Source organism: Bacteroides faecichinchillae JCM 17102, from assembly GCF_000614145.1.
In the GTDB taxonomy this organism is placed as follows: domain Bacteria; phylum Bacteroidota; class Bacteroidia; order Bacteroidales; family Bacteroidaceae; genus Bacteroides; species Bacteroides faecichinchillae.
On the sequence record NZ_BAKK01000032.1, the window covers coordinates 1 to 18,907 of the forward strand.

Annotated in this window: 17 protein-coding genes and 5 pseudogenes; 10 read left to right on the forward strand and 12 right to left on the reverse strand. The window is 36.2% G+C overall.

Annotated features, from left to right (window positions below; genetic code table 11):
* From JCM17102_RS14830 to JCM17102_RS27835, 5 genes and pseudogenes are all read left to right on the forward strand, one after another.
* Window positions 1–991 (forward strand): DUF3871 family protein (locus JCM17102_RS14830; protein ID WP_025075726.1); only part of this gene is annotated, 991 nt, incomplete at its 5' end.
* 311 nt (window positions 992–1,302) lie between these two features.
* The gene (locus JCM17102_RS14835; RefSeq protein ID WP_025075727.1) at window positions 1,303–1,890 is read left to right on the forward strand and encodes a tyrosine-type recombinase/integrase; all 588 of its coding nucleotides are present in this window, start codon (window positions 1,303–1,305) and stop codon (window positions 1,888–1,890) included.
* Between the two features lie 582 nt (window positions 1,891–2,472).
* Window positions 2,473–2,916 carry a hypothetical protein gene (locus JCM17102_RS14840; RefSeq protein WP_136498499.1) on the forward strand — a complete coding sequence of 148 codons (444 nt, stop codon included), beginning with the start codon at window positions 2,473–2,475 and terminating at the stop codon, window positions 2,914–2,916.
* A gap of 12 nt (window positions 2,917–2,928) precedes the next feature.
* Window positions 2,929–3,120 (forward strand): hypothetical protein, encoded by a 192-nt coding sequence (locus tag JCM17102_RS14845; RefSeq protein WP_025075729.1) that lies wholly within the window; start codon window positions 2,929–2,931, stop codon window positions 3,118–3,120.
* A gap of 1,087 nt (window positions 3,121–4,207) precedes the next feature.
* A pseudogene (locus tag JCM17102_RS27835) lies at window positions 4,208–5,433 on the forward strand (site-specific integrase).
* 386 nt (window positions 5,434–5,819) lie between these two features.
* On the opposite strand, the gene JCM17102_RS14865 reads toward JCM17102_RS27835, so the two are convergent.
* The 7 genes and pseudogenes from JCM17102_RS14865 to JCM17102_RS14895 form a co-directional block, all read right to left on the reverse strand.
* Window positions 5,820–6,680 (reverse strand): RteC domain-containing protein, encoded by an 861-nt coding sequence (locus tag JCM17102_RS14865; RefSeq protein WP_051572934.1) that lies wholly within the window; start codon window positions 6,678–6,680, stop codon window positions 5,820–5,822.
* 18 nt (window positions 6,681–6,698) lie between these two features.
* Window positions 6,699–7,666, reverse strand: a pseudogene (locus JCM17102_RS27840) (permease).
* 45 nt (window positions 7,667–7,711) lie between these two features.
* Window positions 7,712–8,161, reverse strand: a complete 450-nt coding sequence (locus tag JCM17102_RS14875) for an arsenate reductase ArsC (RefSeq protein ID WP_025075731.1) — start codon at window positions 8,159–8,161, stop codon at window positions 7,712–7,714.
* Window positions 8,158–8,870, reverse strand: a pseudogene (locus JCM17102_RS27845) (aromatic aminobenezylarsenical efflux permease ArsG family transporter). The gene JCM17102_RS14875 and the pseudogene JCM17102_RS27845 overlap by 4 nt, the downstream one beginning before the upstream one ends.
* 10 nt (window positions 8,871–8,880) lie before the next feature.
* Complete coding sequence (locus tag JCM17102_RS14885; RefSeq protein WP_025075732.1) at window positions 8,881–9,285, reverse strand: nitrophenyl compound nitroreductase subunit ArsF family protein; 405 nt, start codon at window positions 9,283–9,285, stop codon at window positions 8,881–8,883.
* A gap of 11 nt (window positions 9,286–9,296) precedes the next feature.
* Entirely contained in the window at window positions 9,297–9,527 is a 231-nt protein-coding gene (locus JCM17102_RS14890) for a thioredoxin family protein (protein WP_025075733.1), read from the reverse strand.
* Window positions 9,528–9,597: 70 nt separating this feature from the next.
* A complete protein-coding gene (locus tag JCM17102_RS14895; RefSeq protein ID WP_175551331.1) occupies window positions 9,598–9,978 on the reverse strand; it encodes an ArsR/SmtB family transcription factor in 381 nt (126 codons plus the stop codon).
* A gap of 370 nt (window positions 9,979–10,348) precedes the next feature.
* On the opposite strand from JCM17102_RS14895, the gene JCM17102_RS32635 reads away from it, so the two are divergent.
* The 4 genes and pseudogenes from JCM17102_RS32635 (at window position 10,349) to JCM17102_RS30405 (ending at window position 11,968) form a co-directional block, all read left to right on the forward strand.
* A complete protein-coding gene (locus JCM17102_RS32635; RefSeq protein ID WP_081800222.1) occupies window positions 10,349–10,486 on the forward strand; it encodes an Arm DNA-binding domain-containing protein in 138 nt (45 codons plus the stop codon).
* Between the two features lie 347 nt (window positions 10,487–10,833).
* Entirely contained in the window at window positions 10,834–11,202 is a 369-nt protein-coding gene (locus JCM17102_RS31030; RefSeq protein ID WP_025075735.1) for a site-specific integrase, read from the forward strand.
* 288 nt (window positions 11,203–11,490) lie between these two features.
* A pseudogene (locus tag JCM17102_RS31830) lies at window positions 11,491–11,748 on the forward strand (hypothetical protein); the annotation flags it as partial.
* Between the two features lie 16 nt (window positions 11,749–11,764).
* Window positions 11,765–11,968 (forward strand): hypothetical protein, encoded by a 204-nt coding sequence (locus tag JCM17102_RS30405; RefSeq protein ID WP_136498501.1) that lies wholly within the window; start codon window positions 11,765–11,767, stop codon window positions 11,966–11,968.
* A 214-nt stretch (window positions 11,969–12,182) separates the two neighbouring features.
* Here JCM17102_RS30405 and pulA read toward each other — a convergent pair whose 3' ends face one another.
* A complete protein-coding gene (pulA, locus tag JCM17102_RS14915; RefSeq protein WP_025075737.1) occupies window positions 12,183–14,150 on the reverse strand; it encodes a type I pullulanase in 1,968 nt (655 codons plus the stop codon).
* A gap of 263 nt (window positions 14,151–14,413) precedes the next feature.
* Between pulA and JCM17102_RS14920 the strand changes: the two genes are divergently transcribed.
* On the forward strand, window positions 14,414–15,859 hold the full coding sequence (locus JCM17102_RS14920; RefSeq protein WP_025075738.1) for an alpha-amylase: 1,446 nt from the start codon (window positions 14,414–14,416) through the stop codon (window positions 15,857–15,859).
* Window positions 15,860–15,947: 88 nt separating this feature from the next.
* On the opposite strand, the pseudogene JCM17102_RS27855 reads toward JCM17102_RS14920, so the two are convergent.
* The 4 genes and pseudogenes from JCM17102_RS27855 to JCM17102_RS14950 form a co-directional block, all read right to left on the reverse strand.
* A pseudogene (locus JCM17102_RS27855) lies at window positions 15,948–17,022 on the reverse strand (mechanosensitive ion channel family protein).
* A 461-nt stretch (window positions 17,023–17,483) separates the two neighbouring features.
* Complete coding sequence (locus JCM17102_RS14940) at window positions 17,484–17,999, reverse strand: outer membrane beta-barrel protein (RefSeq protein WP_025075739.1); 516 nt, start codon at window positions 17,997–17,999, stop codon at window positions 17,484–17,486.
* A 97-nt stretch (window positions 18,000–18,096) separates the two neighbouring features.
* A complete protein-coding gene (locus JCM17102_RS14945) occupies window positions 18,097–18,393 on the reverse strand; it encodes a YtxH domain-containing protein (RefSeq protein ID WP_025075740.1) in 297 nt (98 codons plus the stop codon).
* A gap of 36 nt (window positions 18,394–18,429) precedes the next feature.
* Window positions 18,430–18,681, reverse strand: coding sequence for a GlsB/YeaQ/YmgE family stress response membrane protein (locus JCM17102_RS14950; protein ID WP_025075741.1), 252 nt, complete (start codon window positions 18,679–18,681; stop codon window positions 18,430–18,432).
* Window positions 18,682–18,907: the final 226 nt, after the last annotated feature.

Sequence of the window (18,907 nt, forward strand, 5' to 3'; positions counted from 1 at the left end):
AGAGAACAGAGAGAGAATGAATTTAGGTGAGTTTGCAGAAGAAGCAACCATTATTGAAGAAACTGCAACGCCTAAAAGGGTAAATCATTTCATTGAGGCAAACACCCAAGAAGTTTCTTTAAGTCATTTGAAAAATGACTGCATTACTCCCGTTTTTGCCAAAGACAATGAGCTTACAGTAAACCATGCTGCATTTATTGAAACTGTTTGGGAAGCTGCAAATTCCTACTACAATGGTGAGACTATTGGAACACCCGATATTCGTGTCTCTCACGTTATTAAGGGTCGTATTCCCGAAGCTATCCACAAACCTGCCAATCAGTTGTTGGAATCTGACAAAACAATCTACTATGAAAGGGCAGCTTTCAGCATTGACATTCCTACAATCTATGAAACGGTTGAGGGTAACAAGTTGAACCTTTCAATAGTGGGGGTTAGAGCCTATAACCAAATGAATCTGTATTCAAAGAAAGTTCCAGAGTTGTTTAGGTTGGCTATTGGCTTTAAGAACCAAGTATGTTGCAACATGTGCATCTTTACCAATGGTTACAAGGATGATTTAAGAGTGAGCAATACAAGTGAACTTTACCGTTCTGCCTTGGAACTGTTCAACAACTACAATCCTGCCAAACATCTGCATTTGATGCAACAGTTAGGCAATACTTCAATGAGTGAACACCAATTTGCACAAATATTGGGCAAGGCAAGACTTTACCAATGTCTGCCACAAAGCTACCAAAAGAGACTGCCAAGAATGTTATTAACTGACACACAAATAAACAGTGTTGCAAAAGCCTACATTAATGATGAGAACTTTGGCAGCTTTGGAAATGACTTGAATATGTGGAAGTTCTACAATTTGCTCACTGGAGCAAATAAGAGTTCATATATTGATTCATTCTTAGACCGCTCTTTAAACGCTACTGAAATGGCAGTTGGAATTAATGCAGCCTTGCATGGGGATGAGCATTACAAATGGTTTATTGACTAATCAATGAGAGGACATCTATTTATTTAGGTGTCCTTTCTTTTTTAATAACTTAAAAATACTACAGAATGAATGATAATGAAAAACTAGTACTATGGAGCATACTAGTAGTATTGCTACTAATAATAATTGGTGTTATCAATCCTTTTTTATTGATACTGATTATATCTATTTTTATCTACATACAATCATAGAATATTCACTAATATGCAAAGTGAATGTTTTGCTAGAAATCAACACATTAACTAATTGGCTAGTATGTTGGTAATGGTAAAATATTCACTTTTATTTATTTACATATAAAACAGAACATTATGAGTTTAAAATATTCAAGCACTACAGCAGATTATCTGGTTTGGTCTGATGCAATGAATTTAATAAGGAAATTGGCTAAAGATGGAAATTACAAAATTTCACTTCTTATTTCTCTAGGCTGTTTCACTGGTCTAAGAATATCTGACATTCTAGCTTTGAGATGGAAACAGATACTATATACCAGTGAATTTACAGTAATAGAGAAAAAGACAAATAAGGTGAGAACTATTAGGATAAATGCCCAACTTGGGCAGCACATTAAAGAATGCTATGAACAGATAAAGCCTATAGGAATTAACGCACCTATTTTAGTGAGCCAAAAAGGAACTGTTTTCACTATCCAAAGAATCAATGTGATACTAAAAGAGATAAAGAAGAAATACCACTTAAAAGTGAAAAACTTTAGTTGTCATTCACTTAGAAAAACTTTTGGCAGACAAGTTTATAACATGAATAGTGACAATTCAGAACTAGCCTTAGTTAAACTTATGGAACTGTTTAATCATTCCAGCGTAACCATAACTAAAAGATACTTAGGTTTAAGGCAGGAAGAAATTCTACAAACTTATGACTGTTTGAGTTTCTAATCTTTAGCTAGGTAGAATTATTCAGAAATTTGCTTTTATATGCCGACTTCTGAATTTTCTACCTACTTGAAGTTATAAGGAAGAACAGCTTACCAGGTGATTTAATAAACAATAGTTCTTGCTAATCAAACGTAATTTAGTAACTTTGTGCCAATTCTAGACACCTAATGAGTTAGGGACTGGAAGGACATATTTAGTTTACGAAGAGCGTTTTACATATTATCCTAAGTTGAAATCTGGACAATTTCAAAGAATGAGGATAATAAGCAAGGACGCTCACGTCAATGTTATATACCTATCTTACAATGATAGCCTATATATCGTTTGGCGTGGGCTATTGTTTATTACTCATTCTTGGGCAGTCCAGAGCCTCAACTTAGTAATATTCAATAGTTCCCACGCTTCTTTTATTTTGTAACAGCCAATAGGGAACATTGGCTATAATACTATGGTAAAAACAGACAGTCTATCTATCAATTAATAAGTATGCAGCTTCTTGTTGTGTTCCTCATGCTTATTCTGAACTTATTTATTAATGCTATCTATTGGGAACATAGAGGCACAAATAAACTTAGATTAAAAATGAAAACATTTAGATTAATTGGAATGGCTTTACTAGCCGTAGTAATGTGTGTGAATTTTGCTTCTTGCAGTAGTGATGAAGATTTGCCCAATGCAAAGGGAGCTATACTTGTATTAGGTGGAAATACCCCTATAGAATATTCTGATTTCTGGATTAATGAAACAGAAGGAATAATACGAGTTAATGATGGTGGGCAATATGGAGGTACGTTCAATTTTCTTCCTTTTACAGAAGAAATATACTTCTATTTAGTAAGTGAACATTTAGGAAAAACAATCACAAATGAAAATTTCAATAAAGAAGTATTATTCAATAATAAAGTTCCAGAAACATGCAAAACTGCATGGCGTTTATTGAATGATTATGAATACATTGCATATATTGGAGGGGACAGCATTAGAAAAGGTGCTAAGATAACTATTTTTATTTATAACAAACGCTAATACATTCCTGCTATGAACAAATACACATTACAATTTACCTATAACGGGAAAGATTATTCTTTTGCATTACAGAATCCACAAGATTTTGATTCAAATTTAAATCAGCTTGATGCAACGGTTATTGTGGAAACAATTATAGAGAAAAAGATTCCATACCTCAAAGGTGAAAAAGTTCACAATTTGTGTTTAGTCAAAAACGAATAGAAGTATAAACATCATTTATTAATAAGCAAAAAGCCAACCTGCCCAATTACGGATAAGTTGGCTTTTTCAGTTCTGAACAAATAACATATTATTAACTTTTTCTCCTTTTGAACTTTATGGATGGGGTAAGTCCATACGCACTTTCAGGAAAATATGTGCGGAGAAATTTATCACTTGCTAATCTATAAGTGATAATAGTGTGCGTTTCCATATAATCAGGTATAAGGCATACCCTTGCATCTTTTTTCATTGAATCTTTCATAGCTACAAAATTTTAAGTTTCACATATACAACTGTATTCATGATTACAGAGAATACCAAGTAATAGGAACAGATTTTCAGCAGGTAGATTTTTAAGAAGATATAGCTTTATATACCCACTACTGATTTCTATACCGCTACTATATTATATAATGGAAATACAGTATATGAATACTTTTTAAGTAAAGAGAAAGCTACACTATACTATTATATACCATATCATTAGATATATAAAAAACTGATGGTCAAAAGCAAAACTATAAGAAAGATTCATTGCATAACAGCGCAATATTGACTAACTTTGTGATGCAGTTCAATGCTGCAAAGAGATTATTAATTTATTGTTGAATCTATATTGGTATTCGCAAATGTGTAAACCGTAGTGTAAACCACAAGGTAAATCGAAAAAAGAAACAAAAAGGTTATAGATAGCTGTAAGATTCGCTAGCTCAGCAGGTTGCCTTTGAAAGTCGAGCCGTAGGCGAGGCTTTTAAAGGTCTTGAGAGACAACACTTTTAATGTTGGGGTCCTGGGTTCGAGCCCCAGGCGGATCACCAAGAAGCTGGACAAAACCAGACAAAGAAAAGACAACTCCTACAATATCAAGGTATTGTAGGAGTTTTTTCTTTGTATACTGTCCGTGACCGAAGACACGAAAAGGTCACTAAAAGACACACTTTCGTGACCAATTCGTGACCTGTCCACCCTCTAAGATTTTAGGTCACGGAATGTCCAAAATTGGCGGTTTGTTGTCTTGATTTGTCCGTACTGCAAATATCTCATTTTCAGTTTATCAATTTAAGTTTGTAACTAAAAAAAAGAGATTATGAGAAGTACTTTTAAGCTACTCTATTTCGTCAAACGAAATGCAGTAAAGAAAAATGGTAACGCACCGATTATCGCACGTATCACTATCGACCAAGTTGTAGCCCAGTTTAACACCAAGTTGGAAATAAATCCGGCTCACTGGAGCGTGGAATTAGGCAAGGCTTCCGGCAGAACCGCAGAAGCCGTACACATCAATTCCATGCTGGAAAGTATTCGTAGCACAGTTCATCAACATTACCATGCGTTAATGGCGCAAGACGGATATGTAACCGCAGAACTGGTAAAGAACGCTTTTTTAGGCAAGATAGCAAGGGAACGGACTTTGATAGAGTTCTTCAAACAGCACAACGAACAGTATTTGCAAAAGGTTAAAATGAATACCGCAGACAAAACCTACTCACGTTATGAACTGACAAAGAAACGACTTATGGAGTTTATGAAGTTTAAATACTCCGTTTCCGATATGCTCATTAAAGATATAAATGTGGTATTCATTGAAGATTTCCTGTTGTATATCAAGAATAACTATGGGTGCAGCATAATACGGCTATGAAGTTCGTACAACGTTTTCGCACGGTAGTAAACTTTGCCAAGAATACGGGTTTAGTGACTGCCGACCCTTTCGGGAGTTATCGGGTAAGGTTTGAACGTACCGATAGGGATTATCTGACTATGGAAGAAATTACCACCATTTACAACCACGAGTTTAGCTCTAAACGGTTGGAGCAGGTACGTGATTTGTTCATTTTCAGTTGTTACACGGCACTTTCCTACATTGATGTATGCGAGTTAAGGCAGGAGGACATTCGCACCGGATTTGACGGTAATTTGTGGATTATACGGAAAAGACATAAAACAAATGTTACATCTACCGTCCGATTGCTGGATATACCAAAAGCCATATTGGAAAAGTACAAAGACAAATTGCCAAACGGTAAGATTTTACCAGTTATCAGCAATCAGAAAATGAATGATTACTTAAAAGAAATCGCAGCCATTTGCGGGATTGAAAAGACCTTGACCTATCATGTAGCGCGCCATTCGTGCGCCACTTCGGTGCTGCTCGCCAATGGTGTACCTATTGAGACAGTATCTAAAATTTTAGGTCATACTAATATCCGGACTACTCAAATTTATGCGAGGATTACCGATTTGAAAGTAAGTGGCGACATGGAAATGTTGGCTCAAAAACTGGACGTTCCAAATCGTACTGCCAGCCGTTAAAATCGTGTTATCGTCAGATAACAGCAAGGTGTGATTTGTGGCACACAAATCTGTTTTCCGTGCCGCAAAACACCTTGGGCAAATTCACTCCGAAGTCGTGTTGCCAATGAAAGAAAGACATTCCCTAACTAAAAATTTTTTCGCTCGTCGGGACGGGTGGTCCCGCCCCTTGCCGCTGGGCGTTCCCCGACCGATGAGTTTATTTCTGTAATTCTACAATCTTGTTTTATTGAAATATTGATAGCTTGATTGATTGAAAGCAAGATTTCAATATGGCAGGATTGAATGAAAACAATAAACCATTCAATATTGATTGAAATACTGAATGGTTTATTTATTGCCAAGAATATAATTACTTGCGAAAAGAAAATAAAATAAAACTCGCATCATGTATCGTTTTCATCCATTCTTCGGAGCAGACTTTTTTGCAATGTTTCCAAATACCGAGTTCTATTTATCTTACGGCTTCGCATTTCCAAATAAGAATGATATAAATCACCAATATCTATACTGAACACATTTTCAAAATATCCTGCAATCTCTTTTAAAGTAGCCGTTCCTTTATTAAAATCCCCATTCGCTTCTAAAGCATAAATCAGTTCTACCAACGCCCTTTTAGAGCCAGTCCAACGCAAAATAGTTTCTACAACCTGTCCGTTATCCGCTTTGCGCTGTACAATACGCTCCAATTCTTGCAATCTGTTAGTCAAATAGATTTTCAACAGTTCGTTAGTAATAATTTTAGCCACTTTAAAATCATATCCGGTTGAATATAGAGGGTCTTTATCAATATGGGAACTGTCTGTACATATTCGTAAATCGTTTTGGTTTCGGGTAAAATAGTATCTATCCAAATAAGTAGATTTAGAACGGTAATACTGGTAAAAGTCCAAATTCCTACTGAAATAGAATGTTAAACTATTTAGTTCATTGTACAGATATTCTTTTTGCGCAACATCACTACCTGTTGGGAATTTGCTTTCTATAACATAAATTTTGTTGTAGTACATATATTTACTTAATACTTCCGGCTTTAGTTCTTTAAAGAAATAGATTTCTTCCGCCTCGTCCCTAAACTGATAATTTACTGTATACTTCCTAAGTTCATCACACAAAGGTCTAATAAAACGCATCATGTGTAACGCCCTATCAATCCCTATACATTCGTCAGAATTAGAAATATTTATTTCGGTCTGTATCTGAAAGAGTAATTTACTAACGTAGCTTTTAATTGCTGCATATTCCATACTCACAACATATTGCGGCTATAACACAATGTTATAAAGATAACCTAACATAATAATAAATAAGGTTATCAATCCAAAAAATATCCCTATCAGCCGCCAAGTCATTACTTTTTTCAACAGCGTAGCTCGGGCAATGACAGCCCAACAACTGCCATCATAAAAGCAAGCGCAGTCCCTATGGGGATACCCTTAGCTACAAAAACTTCAATTACCGGTACTATTCCGGCAGCATTGGCATACATTGGAACAGCCAACACTACTGATAAAGGAACTGCAAACCAATTATCCTTAGACATATACTGCTCAAAAAATCCTTCCGGCACATAGCCGTGCATAAATGCACCGATACCGATTCCGATAAGGATATACAGAAGTACACCTTTGACAATGCCCCATGCTTCTTGCATGATAATCGGCAATCGTCTAAAGAACGGAGTATGCTCTTTTTCCCATGTTCCGGAGTCGGAAGTTGAGTTTTGCTGAATTTGTTTTACCCAATCACTCAAATAAGGCTCCAATTTCATCTTGCCCAAAATAAATCCACCTACCATACCTAACAGAATACCGCTAATCACATAAATAGAAGTAATACGCAACCCAAAAGTGCCGATAAACATGGCAACAGCAACCTCATTCACCAAAGGCGAGGTTATCAAATAGGAGAATGTTACCCCTAAAGGAATCCCCCCTTTCACAAACCCAATAAACAGCGGTATGGAAGAACAGGAACAGAACGGGGTAATAGCACCAAATAAGGCTGCAAAGAAATATTGCAATCCATATAGTTTACGAGAGGTCAAATAATTGCGCAAACGTTCTATCGGGAAATAAGCATTTATAATTCCCATTATCACGCTGATAAAAAATAATAATATCAAAATCTTTATCGTATCGTAAAAGAAGAAGTTTATAGCTTCTCCTAAAGCTGTTGAAGCATCCAAACCGAAGATGTCATACACCAGCCAATCTGCAAACCTTTGTATCATAATCCTATTATTGTTTGTAATAATACGAACATATTACCTAAAAAATTAGCGGTTACAAGCACATTTAGGCAGTTCTTGTTTTTTTATCTCTGTAATGTAGAACTTGGCAAATTCATTCTTGATTTCATTACGCACTCTTTCAAATTCGCTTCTGATGAAGTCCGTTGTCCCTATTACTTCCGAGGGGTCATCAAAACCAATATGCAACCGTTTCCCTACATTGCCCTCAAAAGCCGGACACGTTTCGTTAGCACTACCGCATACTGTTATCACATAATCCCATGTATCACTTAAATAAGCAGTTACATTGGTAGGAATATGCTTACTTATATCAATGCCAACTTCTGCCATTGCCTTAACAGCCAAAGGATTAACTTTCTCAGCCGGATACGTACCAGCGGAATACACTTGTATATTCTTATCAAACGATTGCAGGAAACCATGCGCCATTTGGCTGCGACAGCTATTTCCTGTACATAAAATTAAAATTTTCATATTATACCCAAATTTATCAATCCATAATAAATGCCAACCAAAATAAACAGTATAGCTACCATATTATTAAACCACTTCTGAAAAGTCTGCACACGGTTATAAAACTTTCCTATCCCTGCTACACTGTATGCCAAAATCCAAGCGACAAGCATAACTGGGAGCCTGTTGCCAATGCAAAAATGACAGGTAGCAAATACCCCTCACTTTCCATAGCTGACATGGGAATAAGCATGCCAAAATAAAATAGACCACTGGTCGGACAAAACGCCATGGCAAACAATATCCCCAACAACAAACTACCCCATGAGCCTTTTAGTTTTTCTGTCTTTTCAGTAGCGGAAAATCCGAACTTAGGTAATTGCAATTTATCTCCGAATAGCATAAACAGCCCTATCAACATCAAAGCAGGAGCAAGCAGCAGTTCCCCCCATTCGCTGATACCTTTTTGTATGGCAAACATATCTGCACCCTTTCGGAGTATTGCGATAAGTATTGCGCCTAATGCAGAATAAGCCAATACACGCCCTAAAGTATATAAAACACCATTTGTAAATATCCGGTTACGGTTATTTATATCCTTACTGATAAATCCAATAGCGGTAATGTTGGTAGCCAATGGGCAAGGACTTACAGCAGTCAACAGACCGAGCAGAAAAGCGGTAATAATAGGTATCTCACTATTATCCAACCATGTTTGCAAGTATTCCATAAAACTGTATTTATTTTAGCAACTGATTGATTTTCTGTTTTAATTCTTTCTTGAAAGCCGATGTATTGTTTCGGGCATTCTGAAAGCCAAAGCGTGTCATGTCGTTACATTCTTCTTTACCGTTCTTCCATTTATTAACATAAAGAGAAGACCAATTTACACGATATTTCTCTGCCAGCTTCTCGCCTTCGGGAGTTGAAATATCTACTTCTTTGAAACGTAGTTTGCCATTTTTAACTAACTCTGCCAAATCTGCATTGACCACTTCTTTCGTATATTTCTCAATGGCTTTGCAAGTTACACAACGTTGTTTCCCATGAAAATAAAGAACTTCCACATAGGTATCTGCGGCAATCTGAGCCATTCCCCAAATAGAAAACAAACAAGCAATGGTAAGGAATAAAAAGCGTTTCATCATAATCTGATTTACTTGGTTAATACATCTTTTACTTCTTTGGCAGAAAGTTTGCCCTTTGCCACAACCTTACCGTCAACAACGAGAGCAGGAAGCGTCATTACATTGTATTCCATAATCTTCATCAAATCTTCTTCTTTGGTTACTACCGCTTCCAAAGCCAATTCTTTCACTACTTGTTCAACTGTTGCATACAGAGCCTTGCAACCTGCACAGCCTGTTCCTAATACTTTAATTTCCATAATTTATAAATTTATTATATTAAACGTAATTCGCAAAACAACGAACATTAATATTAAAAAAAGGGGATTATCAGCAACACTCCCCCGATTTACAGATACATTGCCCGAAAAACTCCTTAAAGAGTTCACGAGCCAATTGCCAATTCTCTCGGTTGATACAGTATTTCACTTTAGGCGTTTCAACCTCTCCTTGTATAAGTCCTGCATCTTTCAACTCTTTCAAGTGCTGTGATACGGTTGCTTTGGCAATGGGAAGTTCTTCGTGAATATCCCCAAAATAACACGTTTTCTGCTTTGCCAAAAAGTGCATAATAGCAATTCGGGCAGGATGTCCCAATGCTTTGGCAAATCTTGCCAACTGTTCCTGCGTAACAGTATAATCTTTCTTTTTTTCCATATCTCGAATATCGTTCGCAAATATACGAACAATATTCGAGATAGCAAATTTCATCATATTTTTTTCAGTGCAAGGTGCAAGTGCGTATATATATACGCTTGCACCTTGCACTTGAACTATATATATTCATAATCAACCACTTGCATAATTCAAAAATAATGCGTACATTTGAACCCAAGATGTTGGCAGACAGACACCGGACAACAGCAGACAGTTTTTAAGGACTAAAGCGTGACGGATGCAAAGCCAAAATTTCTGAAAGTGCTGATATTGAGGAAGAAATAACGTTTGGTTCATAACCCAGGCGGATCACTTTTAAAGCACTGAAAATAAAGCGGTTATTTAAATCAGATAATCGTTTTTTTCTTTATATACACTATATTTTGCTACGTTTGTGTAAACCAGTGTGTAAACCGGAAACCGAATGAGCGAAACAATTAAAGTGCTGTGTTACAAATCAAGGACTTTTAGTAATGGTGAACATCCTCTGATGTTATGTGTCTATAAAGACCGTAAAAGAAAGTTTCGAAGTACTGGCATATCCATAAAAACAGAATTATGAGACTTCAAGACAAACCAACCCAAAAACAAAATGTCCGAATCGTGAAAGAATAAACCGTTCTCATAAGTGAAAAAATCAATGAGATACAGAATACCGCTGTGAATATGAGAATACCAGGCAAGGACTTTATAGCTACAACTCTTATTGAATCCACAACAAACAACACTACCAATAAAACGGTAGGCAAATACTATCTAACTTATATTCAAAACTTACAGAAAGAGAGCAGAATCAGATATGCAGGAATGTGCGAGGTGTCTTATTCGTCTTTTATAAAGTTCAACAAGCATCTTGACATACCATTTTCTAATAAAGATGTTGCTTGACTAAAACGGTATGAGAAATGAATGAAAGAGCTGAATCTTTCAGTAAGTACCATAAGCACACGAATCAGACACCTGCAAGCCGTCTCTAATCTTGCGATAACGAAACATCCAATTAAAAGCGACTGTTATCCGTTCCACTCCTATAAAATTTCCAAGTTGAATAAGCAGACCGAAAAAAGAGCTTTGAACAAGCAGGATATACTGAAAATTATACAATATAAAGGCACTTTTCCTATGGAATACTTTGCTATTGACATATTTATATTCTCGTATTTGAATGCAGGTATAAACTTCATAGATATAGCCAAGCTAAAATACTCCAACATAATAGAGAACCACCTCAACCAAAACAGAGAAAAGACTAAGAAACTGATAATCATATCATTGTAAGCGAAAGCAATAGAAATAATTGCAAAGTACAAGAATGTGAAACCCTTTGACTACATACATTGTTCGACACTCTTATGTGACAGTCCTTAAACGTGCAGGAGTTTCAACAGCCATTATCAACGAATCTTTAAGTCATAGTTCTGAAAAGATAACACAAGTTTACTTAGACAGTTTGATAACGAACAGATAAACAATGCAATGAAGAACCTGCTATAACAAAAAGAAGTCTGTAGTCTGAAAAAGATTGCAGACTTTTATTTTGCAGTATAACTAATAGCATAATGTACTATGTCAAAAGTAAAACTGCACCAAATAGAGGAACTGTCCGATTTAAAAGTGGCTTGGCATGAAAGCTACAAATGTATAAACTAACCACTCTTAGAATATGTGTGGGAAGCAGCCGATCACTTCCTGTCCGATCATGCGAAAACAGATACGGGAATGATACCCATAGAATCTTCCGCACCTACCATATTCGCCAACAGATATGCGGAAAGAAACTTATCCGTTGAAGAAAAATACAAGAGAAGCAAAGAGATAAATACCAACTGAAACGGACACTTTGAACGAAAATATAGACTTCCACCTTGAAATACAGAAAGCAATGATTAAAGTTGGAAAGACTACTCAATATGTCCCGCTGTTCAGAGAATATCCCGAATCTATCAGTACGATTCTTCCTTGCTTCAAAGGAAAAATAATGTTCAGAATCAAGCAGACAGACGAAACATTGAACTTTTTACGTGAGCAGGAACAGACTATCTAACTAATTGAGGTTGTGTCAAAGCGCTAACACAACCTCATTTTCTTGATTTTCTTAGATAGCAGAAAATAGTCGTGGTACCATTGCAGGAAAACGAGTGACCGAAAAAGATATTTAAACCATCTGCATTTCACTTACGACAAGGATACTGACACTGTAATCTACCCATAAAGAAAGAAAATGATACAGAATAATTGTGTGTTCCAATTAACTAAGATTATTCTCGATATAGTATAAGAGCCGAAGAAGGCATTATCTGGATATTTCCTCCACGCATACGCTCTTGACCGTCTAAGTCAATTCGCCCATCACGGCAAACTACAATCCAATCCTGTTTTGGAATATTAAATTCTGTCTGATGCCGATTTCCATTATAAGCCACCAGAATTTCTTTCCACTCATCTCCGTTCGCATATTCACCTAACGTATAAGCTATTACACCGGAATCGCCCGTATCCATAAAATGAAGATACTGTTGCACCCCCTCTACTGTTGGAATACGAAAAGCGGGATGCGCTTTACGGAGCATAATCAACCCTCTTATATAATCAAATACATCACGGTTCTTAGCTTTAAATGCCCAATCAATCTGGTTGACAGCATCCGGTGATTTAAAACTATTCGGCTCCCCCTGTTTGTCCTGCATGATTTCATCACCTCCGCGAATGAACGGAATTCCCTGGGATGTTAATAGTACAGTATGCACCAACTTAACAATAGGAACCAACTCATCGGCTGCCTGCTCACCATGAACTGATAGTTTCAGTTTATCTACTAAGGTATATCCGTCATGACAGGATACAAAATTAATCATTTGTGAAGGAGCACCGGCATATGGGGCATCGCAATAGAGTAATCCATCATAAACTACTTGCGGATGCTGTGTACCGCCGACAATCCCGTATTTCACCGGCTCAAAATGTCCATTTATATTTCCAGAGGCATATCCGGGCTCTTGTTCATCAAAAGTACTTCCTTTCAAACCATCACGAAATTCATCATTAAAAACGGCAATACCCTCCATCTGACCGACATTTTCCTTTACCGCCCGTTTCTCTGGTGGTAGAGGAGAATCTGCTGCAAGCCATCCTTCTCCATATATAAAAATAGTAGGATCAATCTTCAGTAACTCTTCTCTCAAGCAATTCATTGTCTCAATATCATGTATCCCCATAAGGTCGAAACGAAATCCGTCAATATGATATTCATTAGCCCAGAACTTAACAGATTCAATGATATAGTGTCGCACCATCTCCCGTTCTGAAGCAGTTTCATTTCCACAACCGGAAGCATCCGAATATGATCCGTCCGGGTTCTGCCTATAAAAATAATCCGGAACCGTCAGATTAAAGTTCGAATGTTTAGTAGAAGCAGTATGGTTGTATACCACATCGAGAACGATACGGAAACCGTTTTGATGAAGACTTTGAACCATTTTTTTGAATTCACGAATGCGGATAACAGGATCAGACGGATTGCTAGAATAACTCCCATCAGGTACATTATAGTTTTTCGGGTCATAGCCCCAATTGTAATTGTTTTCCTCCAATTTTGTTTCATCTACCGTTGCAAAATCGAAAGAAGGCAGGATATGGATATGCGTCACGCCAAGCTCTTTTAAATGATCCAAACCAGTAGCTTCACCTTCGGTAGTTTTAGTTCCAGTTTCGGTCAAAGCCAGAAACTTTCCTTTATTTTCAATACCTGAATCAGGATCAATACTAAAATCTCGGTGATGCAGTTCATACAGAATGATGTCGGAATACATTTTCAGTTCGGGTGCCCTATCCGATTCCCAGCCTTCTGGATTCGTTTCATTCCAGTCGATTACGGCAGCGCGATAGCCATTAACACCGACTGCTTTTGCCCAAATACCTGGTGTTTCATCCAGCCAATTTCCATCTTTTTCTATCTGGAATGTATAGAAAGAACCTTTCAGATCACGATTTAACTCAATACGCCATGTGCCATCATCGGCCATATCCATTTCCAATTGCTCCTCTGCTTCTCCTACTTCACCTGACGAATACAAATTCAGTCGAACTTTGCTTGCAGAAGGTGCCCACAAAGTAAAAATTGATTTTTCAGATGTATACACCAACTCCAAATCACTTCCATAATAACATGGATAACTGTCAAACGAATCCAATTGCTTTGCAGACGGATGATTCTTTATCTTTTCCATATATTAAATTATTTTGATCTCATAAATATTTTTTCACTTTTCAAAACAAACAGCTTTGGAAATTTTGTTTTCTATTATAACAACGTAAAAATCAAAATAATCGTTGCCAAATCAAATAAATATAAATATAAAAAGAATAATTAAGATAAATTCTAATTAAAAAGGCAAGTCTGGCATATTAAAAAAAATAAAACAAACATGTAAATACAAGAACTTTACTATGACATTTTTGTTATGTCTTAGTTCTTAAAAATTTTAGAATTATGGAAAATGGTGTAATGATGCAGTATTTTGAATGGAATCTGCCAAATGATGGAAAATTATGGAAACAATTAAAAGAGGACGCATCGCATTTGCATGATATCGGTGTAACTGCTGTCTGGATTCCCCCCGCTTACAAAGCCGATGAACAACAGGATGAAGGTTATGCAACCTATGATTTGTATGACTTGGGCGAATTTGAGCAGAAAGGAACCATAAGAACCAAGTATGGAACGAAAGATGAACTGAAAGAAATGATTGATGAATTACATAAAAATCATATTTCAGTCTATCTAGATGTAGTATTGAACCATAAAGCGGGAGGCGATTTCACCGAAAAGTTTATGGTTATGGAAGTAGACCCGAATGATAGAGAAAAAACATTAGGAGAACCATATGAAATACAGGGCTGGACCGGATATAGTTTTCACGGACGTAAGGATAAATATTCGGATTTCAAATGGCATTTTTACCACTTCTCTGGAACAGGTTTTGATGATGCCCAAAAACGAAGCGGCATCTTCCAGATACAGGGAGAAGGAAAATCGTGGAGTACAGGTGTAGATAATGAAAACGGAAACTACGATTTCTTGTTATGTAATGACATCGATTTGGATCATCCGGAGGTCGTTGCCGAACTAAACAAATGGGGAAAATGGGTTTCTAATGAGCTGAACCTTGACGGGATGCGCTTAGATGCCATCAAGCACATGAAAGACAAATTCATCGCACAATTTCTGGATGCGGTAAGAAGCGAAAAAGGTGATGAATTTTATGCGGTAGGAGAATACTGGAACGGTGATCTGGAAACACTTGATGCTTACGTGGAATCTGTAGGTCATAAAGTCAATTTATTCGATGTTCCGTTACATTATAATATGTTTCAGGCATCACAAGAGGGAAAAAATTATGATTTACAAAATATCCTAAAAAATACCCTAACTGAACATCATTGCGACTTAGCCGTTACTTTTGTTGATAATCATGATTCGCAATCAGGAAGCTCTCTTGAGTCACAAATCGAAGATTGGTTTAAGCCATTGGCTTATGGACTGATTTTGCTGATGAAAGATGGTTATCCCTGCGTGTTCTATGGAGATTATTACGGCATTAAAGGAGAAAAGTCGCCTCATATTAAAATTATTGACATTTTATTGAATACAAGAAAAAAATATGCTTATGGCGAGCAGATAGATTACTTTGATCATCCCTCAACAATAGGCTTTATTCGTACTGGAGATGAAGAACATCCCGGTTCCGGTTTGGTTTTCTTAATGTCTAATGACGAGGCGGGCAGTAAAACAATGAGTTTAGGAGAGAAACATAAAAACGAAGTATGGCATGAAATAACTGGAAGTATTCAGAAAGAAGTTACTTTGGATGAAGAAGGTAACGGAGAATTTTCTGTTGAGCCTCGTAATATAGCCGTTTGGATAAGAAAAGATTGAGTATTAATAAATTCAATAAATTATGAAGATGCCCTTTACATTGTAAAATTGCATCTTCATAATTTATTTATATCTACTTCATAGACTTTCAAGATACGGTATATGTGTCCGAATTAACAGGTTCGTTCTTATTTATATAAAGAGTTTGAGTAGGGAATGCAAAATCGAGTCCTGCTTTATTAAAAGAAGTAAGTATCTCCAAGTTCATATCCGAAGTAACTTTTAATATATCACCTTGTTTCTTGATATAGTAGTAATATGTAATAATCAGTGCCGAGTCAGTATAATCCGTAAAAACTGCAGTGATATCCGAAGGATTATCAGATACATTTTCCATCCTTTGGGGAATATTCCTCAATATATCCAGAGCCTCTTTCATCTTTTCGGGTGTTGTATCATACGTCAATCCAAGCTTTACAGTTACCCGGCGCATCGGTTCGGAAGAGATATTGACGATTGATGTATCCGTAATCTTATAATTCGGGAGAGTGGTAATACGTTTATCATAACCTAATATTTTTGTACTCCGCACACCAACATCTACTACTGTTCCCTCAGAACCATTTACATTTATTGTATCGCCAATGCTGAAAGGCTTGTCCGTAAAGATGGTAAAAGCACCGAAAATATTCTTCACCGTATCCTGTGCAGCTAAAGCGAAAGCAATACCACCAATACCCAGAGTTCCTAACAATGCACTGATATTAACCCCGACGTTACTTAATGCCATTACAAGTCCGATAATCCATACAACAACCAAAATTGTTCTTTTAATAACCGGCATCATTGTATTAGTCTTTCCGTCAGACTTATACCCCCAATAAATCTGGAGTAAGCCACTGAACAGACGAGCAAAGATCCAAGTGATATCAAGAATAATCAGAATCCGGTAAGCATTGTCAACAACCTTGACAAAACTGTCCGGATAAACCAACCTATGAATGGCTATCCAGATACCAAGTAATATTACAGCAAACTTTATAGGTGATTCCAAAGAATAATAAATAATATCATCTACTGTTAGTGGTGCTGTTGGTAAATGGCTTAATAACCTTCTTCCCCAACAATGATAAAAGTTTTACCAATATGAACGCTCCTACTATAATAAATATGGAAATAACCCAGTTCTCAACGGTATTTCCCCAAATTTCCTGTTCCAACATATTCTCAATATTTTTAATTATTCATTTTAAAAATCATACTCTTATCTACATTCTTCTACCATTTTACTCTTCCCACATTAATATTACCCCAATTGTAATTCTTTTGCAATTCTCTCTCCGCTAAATCACATTGTGTCAATTGGCAACACATTTTTTTTTGTATCAACAATTCTTCCACAGATAAATTCATGAAATCCTGCTTTTGTAAAGTTTGTCATTTTTTATCAAAGTAGAAATTCCATAAGCATAACAACTTTTCTTTTTAAGCTTACCTCCAAAAGTCCAATCGTTTTCGGAACATAAACCATTCTCCAATACCATCCCTTATCTATCTGTAATAGTCAATACCTCGTTCCCCATGGTTGTTTTATATATTATTTATGGTCAGAGTAATCCGTTCCTGAGTGATAACTATTCAGGAATGGGCTCTATTAATGATCTTAGTTCCAAATGAAACATTATTAAAACTTATAGCCATATCCTAACATTATGACTACATTATCTTCATGTGCAAACATAAATTTGGCTTCCGCATTTAAAAAGCTATGAGAGGATAAAGGGAGAGAAATGCCACCACCTAAATTGAATGCAAACTTTGATGTGTTATCGCTCTTTTGCTCAATGTTTTCACCGTTTACCATAATTGTACGTTTTCCGTAAAAATTATTCTGCAGACCAATTCCGGCAAGCGGGTAAACAGAGAATCCCTGTTTATCTTTACTAAAATTAAATACATAGTGAAAGTTGAGGTTAACATCCAGTCCTGTAATTTTATCTTTAGGAAAGAATAGTGTAACATCCGGAGCTAGACGAAGATTGTTTGCTATAACATAGCGCCCCTGTACTTCCAGCCCAAATCTTTCATAATTTGTCTGGTAACCTAAATTCCCCAAGATAGAGCCTTCACCTTTCAATGTCTGAGCATTTACTCCAGCGGTAGCCATAATAATCATAATAAATAATAATAATTTCTTCATGATTTCTTTTTTAGATTTATAACACGCTTAAAAAATACAGAGAGAGCAATGCGAAATATTCTTTCATAATCCTCCCTCTGTAAAAATCAACATCCACTTATTTTTTTGCATTGTCTGCAAAATTGTGGACTTTGTTCTTCACTTCATCAGCTTTCTCTGCAACATTAAAAGTCGTGTCGGCTACCTTATCAGCTACTTTTGCCCCAGCATCTATGACTTTATCTTTAGCAGAACCAACAAAATCTTCTGTCTGATCAGTAGCTACATGAAGAGCATGAGATATTTTATCCTTTACTTGCTTTGCTTTTGAAGATTGACAACAGCGATAAACAATTGCTCCGAGAATGGAACCTAATCCAAGCCCCATCCAGAAATTTGAACATTTACTTTCCATAATTAAAATTCAGTTTAAAAAGTTAATAAACACAATTCAAGAAATACGTGGTTTTCTGAATAAAGAAACAATCCATAACAGCAGAATAGCACCTACAACAGATGTTATAAGGTTACCAAGAATTCCAGCAGTGGCGATTCCTAACAAACCAAAAACCCAGCCACCCAGAAGACCGCCTACGATACCTACCAATAAGTTGATGAGTAATCCGAAACCGCCTCCTCTCATAATTTTGCCAGCAACAAATCCAGCAATAATTCCAATAATAATGTACCAAATAAAATACATACACTTTTAAATTTAGGATTTATAATCAATAAAAAACTTCTGTCTTTTCAGTCTTTTTCAGAAAACAGAAGTTTCAATATATAGTTCGATATACAAAAATACAATTAACAATAATTTCAATATTAGAAAATTATCACTTTAAACCACTAAAAAGTTTCAATTTACAATTAAATAGTGATCTTTTTAAAATTATAGTTTGTTCCTTTTTCGAATTAACCTAAACATT

Excerpts from the sequence above, each read along its gene's own strand:
- pulA (WP_025075737.1), bottom strand. The coding sequence starts at position 14,150 with ATGGAAAAGATAAAGAATCATCCGTCTGCAAAGCAATTGGATTCGTTT.
- JCM17102_RS14920 (WP_025075738.1), top strand. The coding sequence starts at position 14,414 with ATGGAAAATGGTGTAATGATGCAGTATTTTGAATGGAATCTGCCAAAT.
- JCM17102_RS14945 (WP_025075740.1), bottom strand. The coding sequence starts at position 18,393 with ATGGAAAGTAAATGTTCAAATTTCTGGATGGGGCTTGGATTAGGTTCC.
- JCM17102_RS14895 (WP_175551331.1), bottom strand. The coding sequence starts at position 9,978 with ATGAAATTTGCTATCTCGAATATTGTTCGTATATTTGCGAACGATATT.
- JCM17102_RS14840 (WP_136498499.1), top strand. The coding sequence starts at position 2,473 with ATGAAAACATTTAGATTAATTGGAATGGCTTTACTAGCCGTAGTAATG.
- JCM17102_RS32635 (WP_081800222.1), top strand. The coding sequence starts at position 10,349 with ATGAGCGAAACAATTAAAGTGCTGTGTTACAAATCAAGGACTTTTAGT.
- JCM17102_RS14865 (WP_051572934.1), bottom strand. The coding sequence starts at position 6,680 with ATGGAATATGCAGCAATTAAAAGCTACGTTAGTAAATTACTCTTTCAG.
- JCM17102_RS14845 (WP_025075729.1), top strand. The coding sequence starts at position 2,929 with ATGAACAAATACACATTACAATTTACCTATAACGGGAAAGATTATTCT.
- JCM17102_RS14940 (WP_025075739.1), bottom strand. The coding sequence starts at position 17,999 with ATGAAGAAATTATTATTATTTATTATGATTATTATGGCTACCGCTGGA.
- JCM17102_RS14875 (WP_025075731.1), bottom strand. The coding sequence starts at position 8,161 with ATGAAAATTTTAATTTTATGTACAGGAAATAGCTGTCGCAGCCAAATG.
- JCM17102_RS31030 (WP_025075735.1), top strand. The coding sequence starts at position 10,834 with ATGAAAGAGCTGAATCTTTCAGTAAGTACCATAAGCACACGAATCAGA.
- JCM17102_RS14835 (WP_025075727.1), top strand. The coding sequence starts at position 1,303 with ATGAGTTTAAAATATTCAAGCACTACAGCAGATTATCTGGTTTGGTCT.
- JCM17102_RS14950 (WP_025075741.1), bottom strand. The coding sequence starts at position 18,681 with ATGTATTTTATTTGGTACATTATTATTGGAATTATTGCTGGATTTGTT.
- JCM17102_RS14890 (WP_025075733.1), bottom strand. The coding sequence starts at position 9,527 with ATGGAAATTAAAGTATTAGGAACAGGCTGTGCAGGTTGCAAGGCTCTG.
- JCM17102_RS14885 (WP_025075732.1), bottom strand. The coding sequence starts at position 9,285 with ATGAAACGCTTTTTATTCCTTACCATTGCTTGTTTGTTTTCTATTTGG.